Source organism: Arthrobacter sp. HY1533 (assembly GCF_027568515.1).
In the GTDB taxonomy this organism is placed as follows: domain Bacteria; phylum Actinomycetota; class Actinomycetes; order Actinomycetales; family Micrococcaceae; genus Specibacter.
On sequence record NZ_JANKZF010000007.1, the window covers coordinates 1 to 17,208 of the forward strand.

At 64.7% G+C, this 17,208-nt stretch carries 16 protein-coding genes; 9 read left to right on the forward strand and 7 right to left on the reverse strand.

The window, feature by feature from the left end; translation table 11 throughout:
* The first annotated feature begins 432 nt into the window (after positions 1-432).
* The 4 genes from PCK14_RS07630 (at position 433) to PCK14_RS07645 (ending at position 5,782) form a co-directional block, all read left to right on the forward strand.
* Positions 433-2,376 (forward strand): hypothetical protein, encoded by a 1,944-nt coding sequence (locus PCK14_RS07630; protein ID WP_269937875.1) that lies wholly within the window; start codon positions 433-435, stop codon positions 2,374-2,376.
* Positions 2,377-2,542: 166 nt separating this feature from the next.
* Positions 2,543-3,847, forward strand: coding sequence for a sugar ABC transporter substrate-binding protein (locus tag PCK14_RS07635; RefSeq protein WP_269937876.1), 1,305 nt, complete (start codon positions 2,543-2,545; stop codon positions 3,845-3,847).
* 85 nt (positions 3,848-3,932) lie between these two features.
* Positions 3,933-4,829, forward strand: a complete 897-nt coding sequence (locus tag PCK14_RS07640; RefSeq protein WP_269937877.1) for a carbohydrate ABC transporter permease — start codon at positions 3,933-3,935, stop codon at positions 4,827-4,829.
* Positions 4,826-5,782, forward strand: coding sequence for a carbohydrate ABC transporter permease (locus tag PCK14_RS07645; protein ID WP_269937878.1), 957 nt, complete (start codon positions 4,826-4,828; stop codon positions 5,780-5,782). The genes PCK14_RS07640 and PCK14_RS07645 overlap by 4 nt, the downstream gene beginning before the upstream one ends.
* 64 nt (positions 5,783-5,846) lie before the next feature.
* On the opposite strand, the gene PCK14_RS07650 is transcribed toward PCK14_RS07645, so the two are convergent.
* The 7 genes from PCK14_RS07650 to PCK14_RS07680 form a co-directional block, all read right to left on the reverse strand.
* Positions 5,847-6,632: a GntR family transcriptional regulator gene (locus tag PCK14_RS07650; protein WP_269937879.1), complete on the reverse strand. Its 786-nt coding sequence runs from the start codon at positions 6,630-6,632 to the stop codon at positions 5,847-5,849.
* A 35-nt stretch (positions 6,633-6,667) separates the two neighbouring features.
* Positions 6,668-7,426 (reverse strand): GntR family transcriptional regulator, encoded by a 759-nt coding sequence (locus tag PCK14_RS07655; RefSeq protein WP_269937880.1) that lies wholly within the window; start codon positions 7,424-7,426, stop codon positions 6,668-6,670.
* A 246-nt stretch (positions 7,427-7,672) separates the two neighbouring features.
* On the reverse strand, positions 7,673-8,428 hold the full coding sequence (locus tag PCK14_RS07660) for an SDR family NAD(P)-dependent oxidoreductase (RefSeq protein ID WP_269937881.1): 756 nt from the start codon (positions 8,426-8,428) through the stop codon (positions 7,673-7,675).
* Between the two features lie 13 nt (positions 8,429-8,441).
* Complete coding sequence (locus tag PCK14_RS07665) at positions 8,442-9,287, reverse strand: fumarylacetoacetate hydrolase family protein (protein WP_269937882.1); 846 nt, start codon at positions 9,285-9,287, stop codon at positions 8,442-8,444.
* Positions 9,288-9,379: 92 nt separating this feature from the next.
* Positions 9,380-10,330, reverse strand: a complete 951-nt coding sequence (locus PCK14_RS07670) for a DUF4432 family protein (RefSeq protein ID WP_269937883.1) — start codon at positions 10,328-10,330, stop codon at positions 9,380-9,382.
* A 3-nt stretch (positions 10,331-10,333) separates the two neighbouring features.
* The gene (locus tag PCK14_RS07675; protein ID WP_269937884.1) at positions 10,334-11,197 is read right to left on the reverse strand and encodes an SMP-30/gluconolactonase/LRE family protein; all 864 of its coding nucleotides are present in this window, start codon (positions 11,195-11,197) and stop codon (positions 10,334-10,336) included.
* Positions 11,198-11,222: 25 nt separating this feature from the next.
* A complete protein-coding gene (locus PCK14_RS07680; RefSeq protein ID WP_269937885.1) occupies positions 11,223-11,966 on the reverse strand; it encodes a GntR family transcriptional regulator in 744 nt (247 codons plus the stop codon).
* Positions 11,967-12,066: 100 nt separating this feature from the next.
* On the opposite strand from PCK14_RS07680, the gene PCK14_RS07685 reads away from it, so the two are divergent.
* The 5 genes from PCK14_RS07685 (at position 12,067) to PCK14_RS07705 (ending at position 17,202) form a co-directional block, all read left to right on the forward strand.
* Positions 12,067-13,062 carry a substrate-binding domain-containing protein gene (locus tag PCK14_RS07685; protein WP_269937886.1) on the forward strand — a complete coding sequence of 332 codons (996 nt, stop codon included), beginning with the start codon at positions 12,067-12,069 and terminating at the stop codon, positions 13,060-13,062.
* A 72-nt stretch (positions 13,063-13,134) separates the two neighbouring features.
* Positions 13,135-14,634 carry a sugar ABC transporter ATP-binding protein gene (locus PCK14_RS07690; protein ID WP_269937887.1) on the forward strand — a complete coding sequence of 500 codons (1,500 nt, stop codon included), beginning with the start codon at positions 13,135-13,137 and terminating at the stop codon, positions 14,632-14,634.
* Complete coding sequence (locus PCK14_RS07695; protein ID WP_269937888.1) at positions 14,631-15,641, forward strand: ABC transporter permease; 1,011 nt, start codon at positions 14,631-14,633, stop codon at positions 15,639-15,641. The genes PCK14_RS07690 and PCK14_RS07695 overlap by 4 nt, the downstream gene beginning before the upstream one ends.
* Positions 15,642-15,686: 45 nt before the next feature.
* Entirely contained in the window at positions 15,687-16,349 is a 663-nt protein-coding gene (locus tag PCK14_RS07700; protein ID WP_269937889.1) for an RraA family protein, read from the forward strand.
* 46 nt (positions 16,350-16,395) lie between these two features.
* Positions 16,396-17,202 (forward strand): SDR family NAD(P)-dependent oxidoreductase, encoded by an 807-nt coding sequence (locus tag PCK14_RS07705; RefSeq protein ID WP_269937890.1) that lies wholly within the window; start codon positions 16,396-16,398, stop codon positions 17,200-17,202.
* Positions 17,203-17,208 lie beyond the last annotated feature (6 nt).

Here is a 17,208-nt window from a genome sequence, read left to right on the forward strand (position 1 = left end):
ACCGCCTCAAGGACCACCAAATCGACTCACTACCCTCGACAAGAACCGAGAGTACGGCAGAATAGTTCCATCAACGTGGCTCACAATTCACCCCACAAAACGGCTCACTATTCGACCAGCGCTGACACCCCAACGGCGCCAAGGCTACTGCTTGAATAGGCAAACCAAATTCCGTCCCCAGTGGCAGTTTTGAGCTGCGCCTGAAGAGACGGGCCACAGGCGCATTCTGCCAGGGAGGAATCGCTCATGGTGCCGCAAGCGGTTTGGCCAGATGCTCGGTCGTACCCCACCTATCGCGGCCCAGGAGATTGCCCATCAGCGTCGTCACGTTCGCAACCCCATTCTCGCGAAAAATAATATTTCCTATACTATTGACGCAAGATGCCTCGGGAGAGTTCCCGAAGTGGCCTCATTCCATGATCGGAGACACCCATGGCGGTCCGCCCGCAGTTCAGTCAGTTGCACATCGATTGCCCGGTTGAGGCACCCCGCTGGGCTGTGCTGGAACGCGACATCATGGCCCGGCTGGATGCAGCGTCGGAAGAATTCGTTGCCCGCTACACCCGTGACGACGGCACCCTCATCTGGCGTGACGAGTGGCCCGGCATGGACGGCTCCGACGATCCCTACGAGGCCTTCATGTACCTCGCACTGCTCTACAGCCTCGGCGGCAGCGAGCAGGTGTACGAGACCGCCCGCAAGATGTGGGACATGATCACCTGGCAGTGGACCCAGTACGGTCAGATCGATCGCGAGTTCGACGGCTACTACGACTGGATGCACCACGGCGAGGCCAACCTCTTCCACTACTTCTTTGGCCTGGCCAAGCCGTCATCACTTGTTGATCGCCAGCGTGCCGAGAACTTCGCCAAGATGTACAACGGCGAAGACCCGCTGGCGCCCAACTACAACAAGGAACTCGGCATCATCACCGCCCCGCAGAGCGGCAGCCGCGGGCCGCGCCACGTGGTGACCGAAGAAGACCTGGACAGCCACCGCGGCGTGCTGGTGGACTACCTGCCGCCCTTTGAAGACATGGCGTCAGCCCCCTTCGACGAGGGTCGCGGCCGCGCCAACTGGCTGGACGACGACATCTTCGCCGAGGTCATCGAACTCATGAACAAGCGCACCACGCGCGGCGACGTTCCCCTCAACCTCAACGCCACCGGCCAGTTCGCCCACACCTTCATGTATTCCGGCGAGGAAAAGCACCGCACCTGGGTGCTTGAGTACCTGGGCCGCTGGGCGGCGCGCGCCGAGGCGAACCCCGAGGGCGTCATCCCCGACAACGTGGGGCTTTCCGGCGCGGTGGGGGAGTACCAGGACGGCAAGTGGTGGGGCGGCCACTACGGCTGGCGCTGGCCGCACGGCTTCCTCACCATCATTGAGCCCATCGTCAACGCCGGCATGAACGCCTACCTCCTGACCGGCGACGACGCCCATCTGGATCTGGCCCGCAAGCAGCTCGACATCAACTTTGGCCTGGGCCGCGAGGAGAACGGCAGCTGGGTTGTCCCGCACAAGCGCTTCGACAGCGGCTGGGGCGACTACCGCCCGGCCACGCCGTTCTACCCCGTGCACATGTGGGCGCGCACACTTTCTGCCGAGGACCAGAAACGCGTCGAACGCGTCCCGCGCTCAACTGACTGGGCCGAGGTTCTCGTCCCGCGCATTCCCTTCTCCGTCAAGCACTACAACGTCAACACCCTGGCCTGGTACGAGTACGCCCAGGGCCGCAACGCCGGCTACCCCGAGCGTGTGCTCGACGCCAACATCGAGCTGATCGAGCAGCAGCTCCACCGCATGCGCTCCACCGACGGTGACCCGCGCGGCTGGGACACCATGACCCACATCCAGGGCTACCCCGACACCGTTTCCTTCCAGGTGGACGGCTACGCCATCCACGCGTGGATGGAATTCAACCCCGTCTACTTCGAATCCCTCATCCAGCTCATGTGGGGAGCCCCGATGCACATCTCGCACGGCGGCTTCCAGCATGCGACGGTGCGCTATTACGACGGCGTGCTGAAGCGGCCGGGCCTGCCCGCCGACGTTGCCGCGCTGGTAGGCAAGATCGAACCTGAGGCCGTGACTCTCGAGCTGGTCAACATTGGCACCGAGACGCGCAGTGTTGTCATCCAGGCCGGCGGCTTTGGCGAGCACCAGTTCACCACTGCTGCCATCGTCAACGCGGACGGCTCGCTCGGTGAGGAAACCGCCGTCGACTCCCAGTGGCTGGAAGTGGTCGTTGAGCCGGGAAGCGGGGCCACACTTCGGCTCGGCACCGCGCGCTACGCCAACGAACCCAGCTACCAGACCCCGTGGTCGCGCCGCGAGGATTGGGCGCCGCTCATCAAGGGCCGCAAGCGCTCGTAGCCCCGTGCGCACGGAGCCACTGGAGTGCCCGCGGAGCTTGCGAAAATCGAAGCAATTAATATTGGCGCATAGGATATAGGAATCGCCGAGATTCGTGTATGGTCAAGAACACACTAGGAGCGAAGGAGCCTTTCTTTCGTTCACTCACGGAACGAAAGGAAGCACCATGAAGAAACGTTTTGCACTTGCTCTTCCGGTCGCGGCAGCGCTCATCCTCGGACTGGGTGCTTGCAGCCCGGGCAACGGTGGCGGCTCCGCCGGCGGCGACGCAGCCGGCAAGCCCGAGATCCTGGTTTGGGTGGATGCCACCCGCGAGCCTGCGGCGAAGACCTACAAGGCCGCCGTCGAGGGCAAGGTTGACGTCAAGATCGAGGTCATTGACCCGACAACGCTCATCTCGAAGATTCAGCTCTTCAACACCACCAAGAAGGGCTGGCCGGACGTGGTGTTCTCCGGCGCCCCTAACGACTTCGCCACCTGGGCGGACCCGGCCAACGGCTACGCAGCCCCGCTGAACGAGACCGTCTCCAAGGAAGTCCAAGACGGCTACGGCACGGCAAACGACTGGTGCAAGATCGACGGCAAGATCTACTGCCTGAAGAACGACCTCGCCCAGAACGTCCTCTGGTACGACACCAAGACCTTCAAGGAACTGGGACTCACCGTTCCCAAGACCATGGAGGAGTTTGCCTCCACGGCCATGAAGCTCAAGGGCACCGGCTACATCGCCGGCACAGTGGCCAACAACGCCCTCTTCAACGGCTTCCTGTGGCCCGCCGGCTGCTCCATGGCCGACGTCGTCGATTCCGGAACCATCCGCATCGCCCCCGGCTCCAAGGAATGCACGGAAGTCACAGACCTCCTGCAGCCCCTCGTTGACGCCGGCGTCATGGAAACCCAGGATCCCTTCGATGCAGGCTTCCTGAAGAAGTACCCGCAGGCCGGCAAGGTCGCCATGACCGTTGGCCCGTCATGGTTCGGCGAGTTCGTCTTCAAGCCCGCAGATTCCTGGGGCATCCCCGAAGGCCGCATGACAGCAGCCGAAATGCCCAAGTGGGCCGGCCAGGACAAGGCCTACTCCGGCGAATGGGGCGGCGGCGTGTGGGTCGCCTCCTCGCATGCGAAGTTCCCCCAGGCCGCGGCTGACGCCGTGAGCTTCCTCGCCACCGATGACTCGATCCAGAAGGATGCAGTCACCTACCCCGCCTACGGCCCCGCGCTGAAGGTGTGGAAAGAAAAGATCAGCGCCGACAAGTACTACGCTGCCGATCCCATCCCCGCGATGGCCGCCCAGGCCGAGCGCATCAGCCCGGCCGTGAAGCCGGTTCGCTTCAACGCAGACGGTGCGGTCACCTCCGTTCTGTCCACCCAGGTTATTGGTGGCGCAAAGCTCGCCACCGCCGTTACCGACTTCCAGAAGAACATGGCACAGCTTGCCGAGGCTTCCGGATACAAGGTAGTAGCCAAGTAACCACCCCCGGGCACGTTTCTGGAGGGCATGGACCAGCTCCATGCCCTCCAGGCCCGGGATTTTTCTTCTGGAAGGCACGTATTTGATGGCACGCTCACGAGTCAAATGGCAAGGGACCCTTGCCGGTTCAATCATGTTCGCCCCGTATCTGATCCTCCTGGTGGCATTCGGCATCGTCCCGGTGGTGATGGCGTTTGCGACGTCGTTGGGATCATCCCGGGCCAACCCCGCAGGTGGCCTGGCGAACTACCTGACAGTGGTCACGGATTTCCGGTTCATGCCGGCGCTCATCAACGTAACCGTGTTTGTGCTGATCTACGTGCCGCTCATGGTGGTGGTTGTTGCCATCATGTCCCTGCTCCTTGACGCCATCCGCACCAAGTGGACCGTCAGCCTGCGCGCCGCCTACATTGTGCCGGCATCAATCTCCGGCGCCGTTTCCATCATGGTCTGGTACTTCATGCTGGAACCCACCTACAGCCCCTACCGCGACCTGCTGCACGCAGTGGGCATCACGCAGGGCTCCCAGATCTGGGCCAAGCCCAACCTCATGGTCATCTTTGTGCTCATGGCCTTCGCCACCGGCGCAGGAAACTGGATCATCGTCCAGTACGGATCTCTCCAGTCCATCCCGGACGACATCCTTGAGGCCGCCAGGATCGACGGCGCGAACGGCCTGCAGATCGCACTGCGCATCAAGTTGCCCCTCATCCAGAAATACCTGGTCTACATGGGCATCCTCACCTTTGCCGCCGGCCTCCAGGTGTTCGTTGAGCCGTACCTCATCTCCAGCAGCGTCTACACAGGCCTTGCCAAGGACTGGTCGCTGAATCAGTTGAGCTACGCCTTCGCCTTTGAATCCGGTGACCTTGCGGCAGCCAGTGCCCTCTCACTCATGCTGCTCCTTGTATGCGTGGTCTTTGCGCTCGTGGTCATCTTCAAGACCGACTTCTTCGAGGAATCAGGAGTGACCAAGAAATGACGACGTCGACCCCCACCACGGAGCTGTCGGATGTACGCGCGGGGCTGGCCCCGGTGACGGCACGCGCCCCCAAGAAGATCCGGTTGGGCGCCCTCTCGGGCCGCACCGTTGTGTGGATCTTCCTGATCGGCTTTGCCCTGCTCAGCGTGATCCCCATGATTTGGCTCATCCTGGCGCCCTCCAAGACGTCGGTTGAGATCACCACCCTGCATCCCTTCGCCTTCGGATCGTTCCAGGGCTACGCGAACGCCTGGAACAACCTCATGGCGTTCCAGGATGGGCAGGTGCTCCAGTGGCTGTGGAACTCGGTCTGGTACACGGCGTTGATCGTTCTGATCTCCTGCGTGACGGCAATCCTGGCCGGCTACGCGCTCGCCACGGCACCCCTGCCGTTCCGCCGCGGGCTGTTGATCATCACGCTGATCGCCATGATTGTTCCGCCCGTTGCCCTGGTCCTCCCGCTCTTTCTGGAGATCACCGCCATTGGCCTGTATGACTCTCCATGGGCCATCATTCTCACGAGCTCGTTCTACCCCTTCGGCGTCTTTCTTGCTTACATCTACTTCACGTCCTCGATTCCCAAGGACCTGTATGAAGCAGCACGCATCGACGGTTGCGGAGAATTTGGCACCTTCATCCGGATCGCCCTCCCGCTGTCCAAGGGCCTGATGGGGATGCTGGCCTTCTTCAGCTTCACGGCGGCATGGGTCAACTTCTTCCTGCCCTACGTTTTTGTGAGCTCGGGCGAAGTCATGCCGCTGCCCGTTGGCCTGGGCGTGCTGTTCAGCTCCACACCGGCGCTGAACCCGGCCGTGGGCGCCACGATCCTGCCGATCCGCCAGCCCGAGATCGCCCTGGTGGGCCTGCTGGTCGCCATCCCGATTCTCCTGGTGTTCATCGCATCGGCGAAGTTCCTCACGCGCGGCGTTCTGGCCGGCGCCGTCAAGAGCTAGTCTGCACTTGCACGCCAATGGCCCCCTCTCTCCGCAAGGAGGGAGGCGGCCATTCGCTTTGTGTCTAGGAACCGTTGCGCGCCCAGGAGCCGTTGAGCAGGCGGGCGCCCTGGAGGTTGCGCTCACGGGAGCCCTCAATGTGGGCCAGCATGAGGGCCTGTGCCCTGTCCGCGTCGCCGGCCAGGATGGCCTCGGCAATGTTGCTGTGTTCGCGGAATGCGTGGAAGCCCGTGGCCGGCTCGTAGTAGAGCCCGAACAGCTCCTGATCCCCGTTTTCCGGGGCGGCATCTGAGGCGGTCTTGCGGTTTTGGTACAGGCGGAACAGGTGCAGGTGGCAGTGCATGCGCTCAAAGGCATCGCGGGCATAGTCGCTGCCGGAAACCTGCGCCACCAGTTCATGGAAGCGCTTGTCGTGCTCTGACATCTTGGCGTAGGCCTGTTCGACGTCGAGCTTCATGTACTCTTCCCCGCGCGCCAGCTCGGCCCTGATGGCCTCGGCGTCCTCAGGGGTGTGGCGTTGCGCGGCGTGCGCGGCCGACCACGGCTCGATGAGTGCACGGAACTGAAACAAGTCATCGACCTGCTCTGCCGTCAACAGCGCCGTCGCGGTGTAGCCGCGCAGCGGCTTCTTGGCCACGAGATCCTCGGACTCGAGCCGTGCCAGCGCCTCACGGACGGGTGTGCGGGAGACGTTGAGTTGCTTGGCGAGGGCATCGATGTTGATGTTCTCGCCGGGGGCGATCTCATGGGTGAGCAGCAGTTCCATGATCTCGGCATGGATTTCATCCGAGAGCACCGACCGGGCCGGCAGTTTCACGGGTGTTGCGCCTGATTTGTAGCTGTTGATCATGATTGTCTCTTCCCCTGTTCGCCGCGCTGCACGGCTTAGGCGGTGCCCATCAGCTCTACTGCCGGAGCATTGCGGATCCGGGATCCTTCGATGTGCTCGTACATCAATGCGTGTGCCATCTTGGCGTCGCGGGCGAAGATGGCCTGGGCGATCTTCGTGTGGCCCACGACGGTAAGGAACCCCGTCTCCGGGCTGTAGAAATCCTTGAAAACAGTGGCCACGAACTCGGGGTTGGTCTGCTGCTCGATGGAGAAGCTCTTGCGCGCCTGGTAGAGGCGGGCCATGTGCATGTGGCAGTGCATGCGGGAGAGGGTGTCCTGCAGGTATCTGCTGCTGGATGCCTTGGCCACCAGCTCGTGGAACCGGGCGTCGTGGGCGCCCATGAGGTCATAGGCCGAGTCAAAGTCGGCCGCATCAATTTGCCTGGCCACGTCCAGTTCGGCCTGGATTGCCGCCGCGTCGGAGTCGGTGTGGAGCGTCGCTGCCCGCGATGCGCCCCACGGCTCGATGAGGGCCCGGAACTGGAACATGTCGTCCGTCTGCGCCGGGGTGAGCAATGGTGTTGCCGTGTAGCCGCGGAGGGGTTGCTTGACGACGAGGTTTTCCGACTCCAGGCTGGCCAGGGCCTCACGCACGGGAGTCTGGGAAACGTTCAAGTCGCGGGCCAGTGCATCAATGTTGATGTGCTCGCCCGGGGCGATCTGGTGGTTGACGATCAGGGCCAGGATGGCGTTGTGCGTCTCATCGGTGAGCACCGTCCGGCTCGCACGACGCGGCGGTTTCTCGCTTGCCATTGAGCCTTTCCCCTGCCTCGGGGCAACGTCAGCCCGTAACGATCCAAATACTATATTTTAGCATCCGGGGTGCGGAGAACTCAGTTGGGAAGGGCCGGACACGGTGATTGAGCCTGTCGAAATCCGGGTCTCGATAGGCTCGACCACCGTGGGTCTCGACGGGCTCGACCACCTGGGTCTCGACAGGCTCGACCACCTGGGTCTCGACAGGCTCGACCACCTGGGTCTCGACAGGCTCGACTACCGCTACGCCGAGTACAGCGACTGGATTCCTGAATCGACCGACAACGAAACGCCGTTGGTTGAGCCGGCCAGGGGGTTGGCCAGGTAGACAATCGCGTCGGCTACTTCCTCCGCGGCCACGAGACGACCGTGGGGCTGGCGCGCCTCCAACCTGCGCCGCTCCTCCGCCGGATCCGCGGCCGCAGCCAGCAAGCGCCCGATCCAGGGAGTCTCGGTGGTGCCCGGGCACACGGAGTTGAAGCGCACGCCGTCCTTGAGGTGGTCGGCGGCCATGGCGCGCGTCAGCGAGGTGATGGCACCCTTGCTGGCGCTGTACAAAGCACGGTTGGGGAAGCCCGTCACCGCCACGGCGGAGCCCATATTCACCACAACGGCCGGCTGGGACTCGATGAGGTGGGGCAGCACCGCGCGGGTGACGCGGACCGTGCCCATGACGTTGATGTCCAGGACGCGCTGCCACTCGGAATCGTCGTTTTCGAGCACGGTGCCTGCGGCGCCGATGCCGGCGCCGTTCACCAGGATGTCGATCCGTCCCCAGCGTTCCAGCGTTGCCGCCACTGCCGCATCGATCGCGGCCTGGTCCGTGACGTCCACGCTGTGGCTGGCAACGGCGTCGGGCGCGTGAGGAATGGGCGTGAACTCGTCGCGGTCAAAAACCGCAACAAATGCGCCGTCGTCCACCAAACGTTCAACCGTGGCGCGGCCAATGCCCGATGCACCGCCGGTGACAACTGCAACCTTGCCTGAAAACTTGCCCATGGGTCAGTCCTTCCTAGTTCGCTGCAACAACGCGCTGGCTCTGGCGACCGAGCTGCTCGATCTCCAGTTCCATGACGTCGCCGGGCTGAAGGTACGGGAAGCGGCCGGACAGGGCAACGCCCTCGGGGGTGCCGGTCAGGACAACGTCGCCCGGCTCCAGGACCGTGAACTGGCTGAGGTCGCGGATGATCGTGGCCACGTCAAAGATCAGGTCCGAGGTGCGGGAGTCCTGGCGGTGCTCGCCGTTGATGCGGCACTGCAGGCGCAGGTCGGCAGGATCCACATGCTCCGCCGGCACCAGCGCCGGGCCCAGGGGCAGGAAGCCCGGGCCGCTCTTGCCCTTGGACCACTGGCCGCCGGAAATCTCCAGCTGCCACAGGCGCTCGGACAGGTCGTTGGCCACCGTGTACCCGGCAACGTAGTCCAGCGGGTCAACATCGGCGCCGAGCTGCCAGGCGTGCTTGCCGACGATGACAGCCAGCTCCACCTCCCAGTCCAGCTTGGGCATGCCCGACGGCGCCACGAAGTCGTCGTCCGGGCCGGCCACGGTGTGGGAGGGCTTCATGAACATGACAATGCGCTCCGGCGGCAGCGAACCACCCTCAAGTGCGTGGGCTGCGTAGTTCATGCCGATGCAGTAGATGGCGCCAGGCCGGGCAATGGGGGAGCCCACGCGCAGCGAGGCCGCGTCCTCAATGACTGGCAGGGAGGCCAAGGCGTCGGTGACCGCCTGGACGGGGTTTCCGCCCAGGAAGGCGCCGTCAATGTCGGCCGTCAGCGGGCGGAGGTCGTAGGCGGTGCCGTCAACAACGGCCACGGGGATCTCGGAGCCAACGGGGCCGAGTCGTTTGAACTGCATGGGGATTCTCCTTGGAATTACACAATGGTGGTGTAGCTGGGGGTCAAAAAGGGTGCACGTGTGGCAGGAAAGGGTGCTTTGGGGGCCTGTTTCTAGGGCAGCGGAACCCGGCTGAGGGTGACGGTGGAGACCAGGCTTTCGCCGCCGGCGATGGACACGCCGGTGCCGCCGCGGGTGTGCCCGCTGGCGCTTTCTCCCTCTCCAGGGATGACGTTCACGGGTTCCACGGCCATTGAGAATAGCCGCTTGAACCAGGGCCAGCCGGCACCCGCGTTCGCCTCCATCCACAGCCAGGCGTTCGGGTAGATTTCCCGGTCCCAGCCAAGGCGCATGCCAAATCCGTGGGTGGGGCTGGCAAAGGTCGCCGCCGCCTGGGCGTCCGGGAAATCGGTCAGTGCCCCGAACAGGCCCTGGCCGGAACCGGGTGCCGGAATCGCAAGACTGTTGGGAACAGGGCCTGCCGGCAATACCTCACCTGGGTGGCCACAGGAATCGGCGGCTGCCAGCGTTCCGGGGGCAACGGCGTCGGCCATGAACGTCCCGGCATCGACAGTGACGTAACTGTGCTCGTCCAGGAACGGCGTGCCGAAGGCTGGGTGCTGGCCCAGCCGGAAGCTGCACGCATCGGGGGACTGGCTCACCACCAAGTCCCGGACGGTGAGCTCGGCGCCGTCGAGGGTCACCGTGCGTTCAAGCAGCAGGGGAGCTGTGAATAACTGGGTGGTCAGCACGGCCCGCGAAGAGGTTTGTTCCAGGACCTGCCACTGCGCCAGTGATGCCTCGCCGTGGTAGCCCTGCATGATTCCGTCGTGCAGCCGCGCGGGGCCGGCGTTGGGGACCATGAGCTGCCAGCCGCCGGGGTAGCCGTTGGTCCAGTTCACCATGGAGTCGCTGAACTGGCCGGGGCCGCTCGTGACCTGGCCGGTGGCGGACACTGCCAGTGTCTGGATGCCGGTGGCGAGGTCGGTGACGGCGACAATGTCTGCGCCGCGCTCGGGCGTAATGACAACTTCCAGCGCGCTGGAGCGAAGGGTGATGGGCATGGTCTATCCCTCGAAATTCGGGACGGGCTGGCCGGAGGTGCCGTGGCCGTCCACCAGGAAAATGGAGCCGGCCAGCGGGTCGGTTTCAATGGATAGTCCGGCGGCTGCGGATGTCACCCAGAGCTGGTCCAGCTCCGGTCCCACAAAGGCGCAGGATGTTGGCTGGGCGGTGGGGATGGCAATGCTCTGCAGCAAGGCGCCGTCGGGCGAGATCTCGTGCAGTGCGGAGCCGGCGAATTCTGCCACCCACAGGTGGCCCCGGGCGTCGACGGCCAGGCCATCCGGGTACCCGGAAAAGGTGCCGGGCGCCGTCAGGACCACGGGTTCCGGCGACAAGGTGGACGTGAGGGGGTCAAAGTCGAAGCGCAGGATGGTGCGGTCCTGGGTCTCCACGAGGTAGAAAAACGTTCCGTCGGGGCTCCAGCCCAGGCCGTTGGGCTGGGTCAGCCCGGGCAAGACCAGGGTGGGCTCCCAGGAGGCGTCCAGCATCCACAGCCCGCCCGCCCCGGCGGCGAAGTCCATGGCGCAGCTGCCTGCCCAATAGTGGCCAGCGGGGTCCACCTTCGCATCGTTCATGCGGATGCCCTCCGGCAGGCAGTCGACGCGCTTGGTGATGTTGCCATCGCAATCCATCCCCACAAAGCCCGAGGTGACAGCGGCAACCACGCCGCCGCCTACACGTGGTGCGGCTGCGCCCACCATTTCCGGGTAGTCAATGCTGGTGGTTTCCCCGGTTTCCAGGTGCGTGTGGAAGACCTGCCCGCGGACAATGTCCACCCAGAGAACGGATTCACTCGGGGCATGCCACACCGGGCCTTCGCCGCATTCGGGGCGGGCTGAAACGGCAACGCTGACGTTTTCTTGCAAGGCTTTCCTTCCGATGGCGCCCGGATTAGGGGGCGAAGTAGCTGGGGTTCTCCGCGCGGTGCTTCTCCACCGTGACAAGAATGCGTGAGGCGTGCCGGTTGATGACCTCCAGGCCGGCCTGTTCATCGCGGTTGCGCAGGGCGTCCACAATGTCCTGGTGCTCGTCCAGAAGTTCCGGGGCGGCGAGGGCGGAGGCAAGGTTGAGTCTGCGGAGCCGGTCCAGCTGCACCTTGGTGCCCCGGACCAGGTCCCACAGACGGGGCATGCCGGCCAGGATGAAGACGTTGGCGTGCAGCTGCTCGTCCGTGTCGAAGAAGGCGTCGGCGTCCTTTGCCTCGGCGGCCGCGCGGTTGGCGGTGGCCAGCCGCTGGATTTCTGTGGTGTCCGGCTGCCCGGTGGCGATGGCCCGCTGGAACGCGCGGGTTTCCAGGGCGCTGCGGATGAACACCGCTTCCTCCACCTCATGCAGGGAAATGGGCGCAATGTGGCTGCCCACCTGCGGCACCACCGTGATGAGCCCCAGATCCACCAGACGCGTGAACGCCTCCCGGACAGGGGAGCGGCTCACCTGCAGCCACGTGGCAATGCCCGGCTCGGAAATGGGCATCCCCGGCGGCAGCTGCAGGTTCCTGATCGACTCGCTCAGCTGCTCAAAGACGGCGTCGGAGATTCGGTAGCGCTTGCCGGGCTTGACCAGCGAGGGGAGGAGGGCAGGCGCGGGCAGGCCGGCGGACGGTGCTGCAGTGTCGGTGCTTTGCATGCTTGTCATCATTCCATCCTTTCACCCTGTTCAACTTGAATACTTGTGCACTAGTATACAAGTCGTTAGAGTGATTCGCAACGGTACAAAAGTGAATGTCAAAGGAGATATGACCATGAAGCTGTCCAAGAACATCGCAGCGCTTGCCTGCGCGGCGGTGCTTGCCCTGACCCTTTCCTCGTGCAGCGGGGGCGCCGGCGCCGCAGGTGAAAGCGGCGGAAGCGGAGCCGGGGCGGGCAAGAAGATTGGCCTGATCATGCTGCAGGGCGACACCTACTTCCAGGGCATCCAGACCGGCCTGGAGGAAGCCGTCAAGGCCGACGGCGGCTCCGTCACCACGGGCCTGTCCAACAACGACCCCGCCACGGAAAACCAGGTGGCGCTGAACATGATCCAGGCCAAGATGGACGCCGTGCTGATCCAGCCCACAGCCGATGAGGCATCGCTGGCCACCATGAAGGCCATCAAGGACGCCGGCATCACGCTCATTTGCTACGGCAACTGCGTGGGCGCCACGGCCGACCCCGCCAACGTTGACGGCGTGATCCAGTCCGACAACACCGCCCTGGGCACCGGAACGGGCGAGGCCGCCGCGAAGTACCTGAAGGAGAAGGTGGGCGACACCGTCAAGCTCGCCATCCTGAACTGCGACGTGGCCTCCGCCTGCAAGCTGCGCAAGACAGGCTTCCTGGACGCACTCAAGGCCGCCGGCATCAAGGTGGACGTGGTCACCGACCAGGAGGCCTACCTGACCGACAAGGCCACCCCCGTGGCCGAGAACATCCTCACCGCCAACCCCGACGTTGACGTGTTCTGGGCCTCGAACGACGGCGGCACCGCCGGCGCCGTGATCGGCACCAAGGGCTCCAAGAAGCCCGTCTTCGGCACCGACATCTCCACGCAGATCGCCGGCTTCATCCTCGAGGCCGACGGCAACCTGCAGGCCACCACGGGCCAGGACCCGGTGGGCACCGCCAAGGGAGCCTACGAAATGGCCAAGAAGGTCATGGCCGGCGAAAAGCTGGACAAGCACAGCGTTGAACTGCCCGGCATTGTGTACGACCGCGCCAACCCGGAAACCACCAACAAGTTCCTGGGCAAGTAGCCACTTGAACCCGTGGTGCATGGCGGGCCCGCACGGGCCCGCCATGCACCGGAACCAAGGATGTGACGGGCAATGAACCATGTAATTCTCAAGTGCCGGGGGCTGACCAAGCGTTTCGGCACTGTCACGGCACTGAACGCCGTGGACTTTGAACTGCACCGCGGCGAGGTCCGCGCCCTGCTGGGCAAGAACGGTGCCGGCAAGTCCACCATCGTGAACCTCATCTCCGGATCGCTCACGCCGGATGAAGGAACCATTGAACTGGACGGCCAGAAGGTCAGCTGGTCCGGCCCCCGGGCAGCGCAAGCCGGCGGGATCGCCGTCGTGCACCAGGAATTCTCCCTGGTGCCCGGGCTCAGCGTGGCAGAGAACATCACCCTTGGCCGCTGGCCCAAAAAGGGCGGCTTCGTGGACCAGTCCGAACTGAAGGCCATGGCGCGCAAGGCGCTGGCCCGGCTCGACGTGCCCATCCCGCTCACCGCCGAGGTGGGCCTGCTGCCGCTGGCAGACCAGCAGCTCGTGGAAATTGCCAAGGCGCTCGTGGACGAACCCCAGGTTCTCATCCTGGACGAGCCCACCAGCGCGCTCAACACCCACGAGGTCAACGCCCTGCTGGCGCTGATCCGCCGCCTGGCCGCAACCGGGATGTCCATCATTTACGTCTCGCACCGCATGAAGGAGATCCCGCTCGTGGCCGACAGCCTCACGGTGCTGCGCGATGGGCAGGAGATTGGTACGCACGACGTGGCCAACATCAGCTCCGACCAGGTGGCCGAGCTCATCAGCGGCGAGGACAAGAGCGCCAGCGACGTCACCAAGCGCGACCGCACTGCAGCCCCCGCGGTCCTGGAGGTCCGGGACATCAAGGTGCCGCACCGGCTGGGTGGCGTCTCCTTCTCCCTCCACGAGGGCGAGGTGCTGGGCATCGCCGGCCTGCTGGGCTCGGGACGCACGGAAATGCTCGAGACCATCTTCGGCCTGCGCGACGACGCCACGGGCGAGGTCCTCATCAAGGGGCAGGCCCAGCGCCGGCGCAGCCCGCGCAAGATGCTCAACCTGGGCGTCGCCTACACCTCCGAGGACCGCAAGGGCTCGGGCATCGTGCCGCTGCTGGGGATTGCGGAGAACCTGCTGCTCTCGGCCCGCGGCCGCGTGCTGCCCAAGTTCTGGCTGCGCTCGCGGGAGGAAGCCAAGATTGTGGACACCGTCATGAACTCCATGTCCGTCCGCGCCTCCTCGCCGCAGCAGGAGATCGGCACACTGTCCGGCGGAAACCAGCAAAAGGGCGTGATCGGACGGGCGCTCGCCGCCGGCATGCAGGTACTGCTGCTGGATGAACCCACCCGGGGCGTTGATCTCCACGCGAAGGCCCAGATTTACGGGCTCATCCGCGAGCTCGCCGACTCCGGGGTGTCCTCGATCTTCGTCTCATCCGAACTTGAAGAAATCGCAGAAGTCTGCGACCGCGTGCTCATCCTCCGCGACGGGCTCGTCCACGAAGAACTTATTGGTTCGCAGGGAACCGCCGAACGCATTCTGGCACTGGCCATGCGACAGGAGAACAACAAATGACCAACGCACTGAAAGACAGAAGCCTCGCCGCATCGCCGCGGGCCAGCTTCACCGAAACCCTGGGGCGGATCAAGAACTGGCAGAGCCTGGGCCTGCTCATTGTCCTGGTCCTGTTCTATGTGGCCCTCTCCCTGGCCTCGCCGCTGTTCCTGACGGTGGGCAACCAGCTGGCCATCCTGCAGAACGCCGCCTTCTTCGGCATCGTGGCCTTCGCCATGACCCTGGTGATTGTCTCGGGCGAGATCGACATTTCCGTGGGCTCCATGGCCGCGCTCTCCTCCTCCATGCTGGGCGTCCTGGTGGTCAAGCAGGGGGTGCCGTTCTTCGTAGCCGTCATCCTGGTCATGGTGGTCGCCGTGGCCTTCGGCGGACTCACAGGCGTGCTGCGCTCCTACTTCGGCGTGCCCACCTTCATCTCCACCCTGGCCCTGTTCCTGGCACTTCGCGGCCTGGCCCAGCTGCTGACCAACAACTTCCCCATGCCGATCCCCAGTGAGGCGTTCTTCTACTGGGGCACCGGCAAGCTGTTCGGCACCATCCCCGTGGCCGCGGTCTACTTTGTCATCGCCGCGATCATCATTGGCGTCGTGGCCCAGAAGACCGTATTTGGCCGCTCCGTCTACGCCGTCGGCGGCAACGCCAAGGCCTCCACACTCTCCGGCATCCCCGTGCGCCGCGTCAAGATCGTTGTCATGATGATCTCCGCGCTCGCCGCCTCCGTGGCGGGCCTGCTGCAAAGCGCCCAACTTTCCTCCGGCAACAGCACCATCGCCATGGGCCTTGAGTTCGACGCCATCGCCGCCAGCATCATCGGCGGCACAGTCCTCTCCGGCGGCAAGGGCACCATTGTTGGCACGCTCATCGGCGTGGTCTTCATTGCCGCCCTGCTCAACGGCATGGTCCTGCTCGGCGTGAACCCCTACGCGCAGCAGGTGGTCCGCGGCGCCGTGGTCCTCATCGCAGTCCTCGTCAACGTGTGGCGCACGCGCCGCGCACCCATCAGCTAAACCGTCCGCATTCCCATGGAAACAACAGCCACGAAAGGCCATCCCATGACCTCCCGTACCGATCCCGAACTCTTCGAGCTCATCAACACCAGGCTCAACACCTCCGTCATCGGCGACATCCTCGATGCCATGGGCCGCACCATCCAGTTCCTGCCGCCGGAGATCCGCCCCATGCGCCCGGGCATGCGCCTGGCCGGACGCGCCATGCCTTCCGTGGTCTCGGATGTGCACGGCCCCCAGAAGAAGCCCTTCGGCTACCTGACCGAGGCCCTGGACCAACTGCAGCCGGGCGAGGTCTACATTTCCCCGCGCATCGTCCAGCCCGTGGCAACGTGGGGCGAAATCCTCACCGCCACCTCCCAGCAGCGCGGTGCCGTCGGTGCCGTGGTTGACGGCTACTACCGAGACACCAAGCAGGTGCTCGACCGTAACTTCCCCGTGTTCGGTTGGGGTTGCTACGGCCAGGACTCCTCGGTCCGCACAGTGGTGCGGGACTACCGGGTTCCCGTGCGGATTGGCGGGGTCCTGGTGACCCCGGGCGATCTCCTCATCGGCGACATTGACGGTGTCCTGGTCCTGCCCAGGGAAGTTGAGGCCGAAGTCATCGAGGCGGCAGTTGCCAAGCTCTCCACGGAGAATGTGGTGTGCAAGGCAATTGATGCGGGCATGAGCGCCACGGAGGCGTTTGCCCGCTTCGGCGTGCTGTAAATACCACCCCCGCAAGATTCTGGACAGAGAAGGTAGTAGAACAAAGATGAGCCGCAAGCATGAAGGCCGCGTAGTAATTGTGACCGGGGGATCGGCCGGGATTGGCAGGGGCGCCGTTGAGGCGTTTGCCGAGGACGGCGCCTCCGTGGTGGTCCACGGGCTCACCGCGGACGACGTCGAAACCACAGTGGGCGCGATCCTCGCCTCGGGCGGCAAGGCAGTGGGCGTGCACGGCGACGTTGCCCTGGAGGAGACCCACCGCCGCATGGTGGAGGTGGCACTGGCCGAGTTCGGCCGGATCGACCACCTGGTCACCTCCGCCGGCATACAGACCTACGGCGACGCCGAAACCACCACGCCGGCGGACCTGGACCGGGTCTACTCGGTCAACGTCAAGGGCGTCTTCATGGCCGTCCACGCCGCCATTTCCGAGATCCGCAAGAACCGCGGGACCGTGACACTGGTGTCCTCCGTGCAGGGCGTGGCCACACAGAACAACGTGGTGGGCTACACCATGACCAAGGGCGCGCTGAATGCAATGGCCCGCGCCATGGCCGTTGACGAGGCCGCCCATGGGGTCCGCGTCAACGCCCTGCTGCCCGGCTCCGTGGACACCCCCATGCTGCGCACCTCCGCGCGGGCATGGTCGGACGGAACCGATGCGGGGGAGGATGCGCTCATCGCCCAATGGGGCACCATGCACCCGCTGGGCCGGGTGGGGCAGCCGCGGGAGATCGGCAACGTCTGCTCCTTCCTGGCGTCGGAGGCGGCCAGCTTCGTCACCGGCTCGGAAATCCGCGTGGACGGCGGCCTGCTGGCCCGCATCGCCGCGGCCCTGCCCGCCAAGGACTGACCCCGC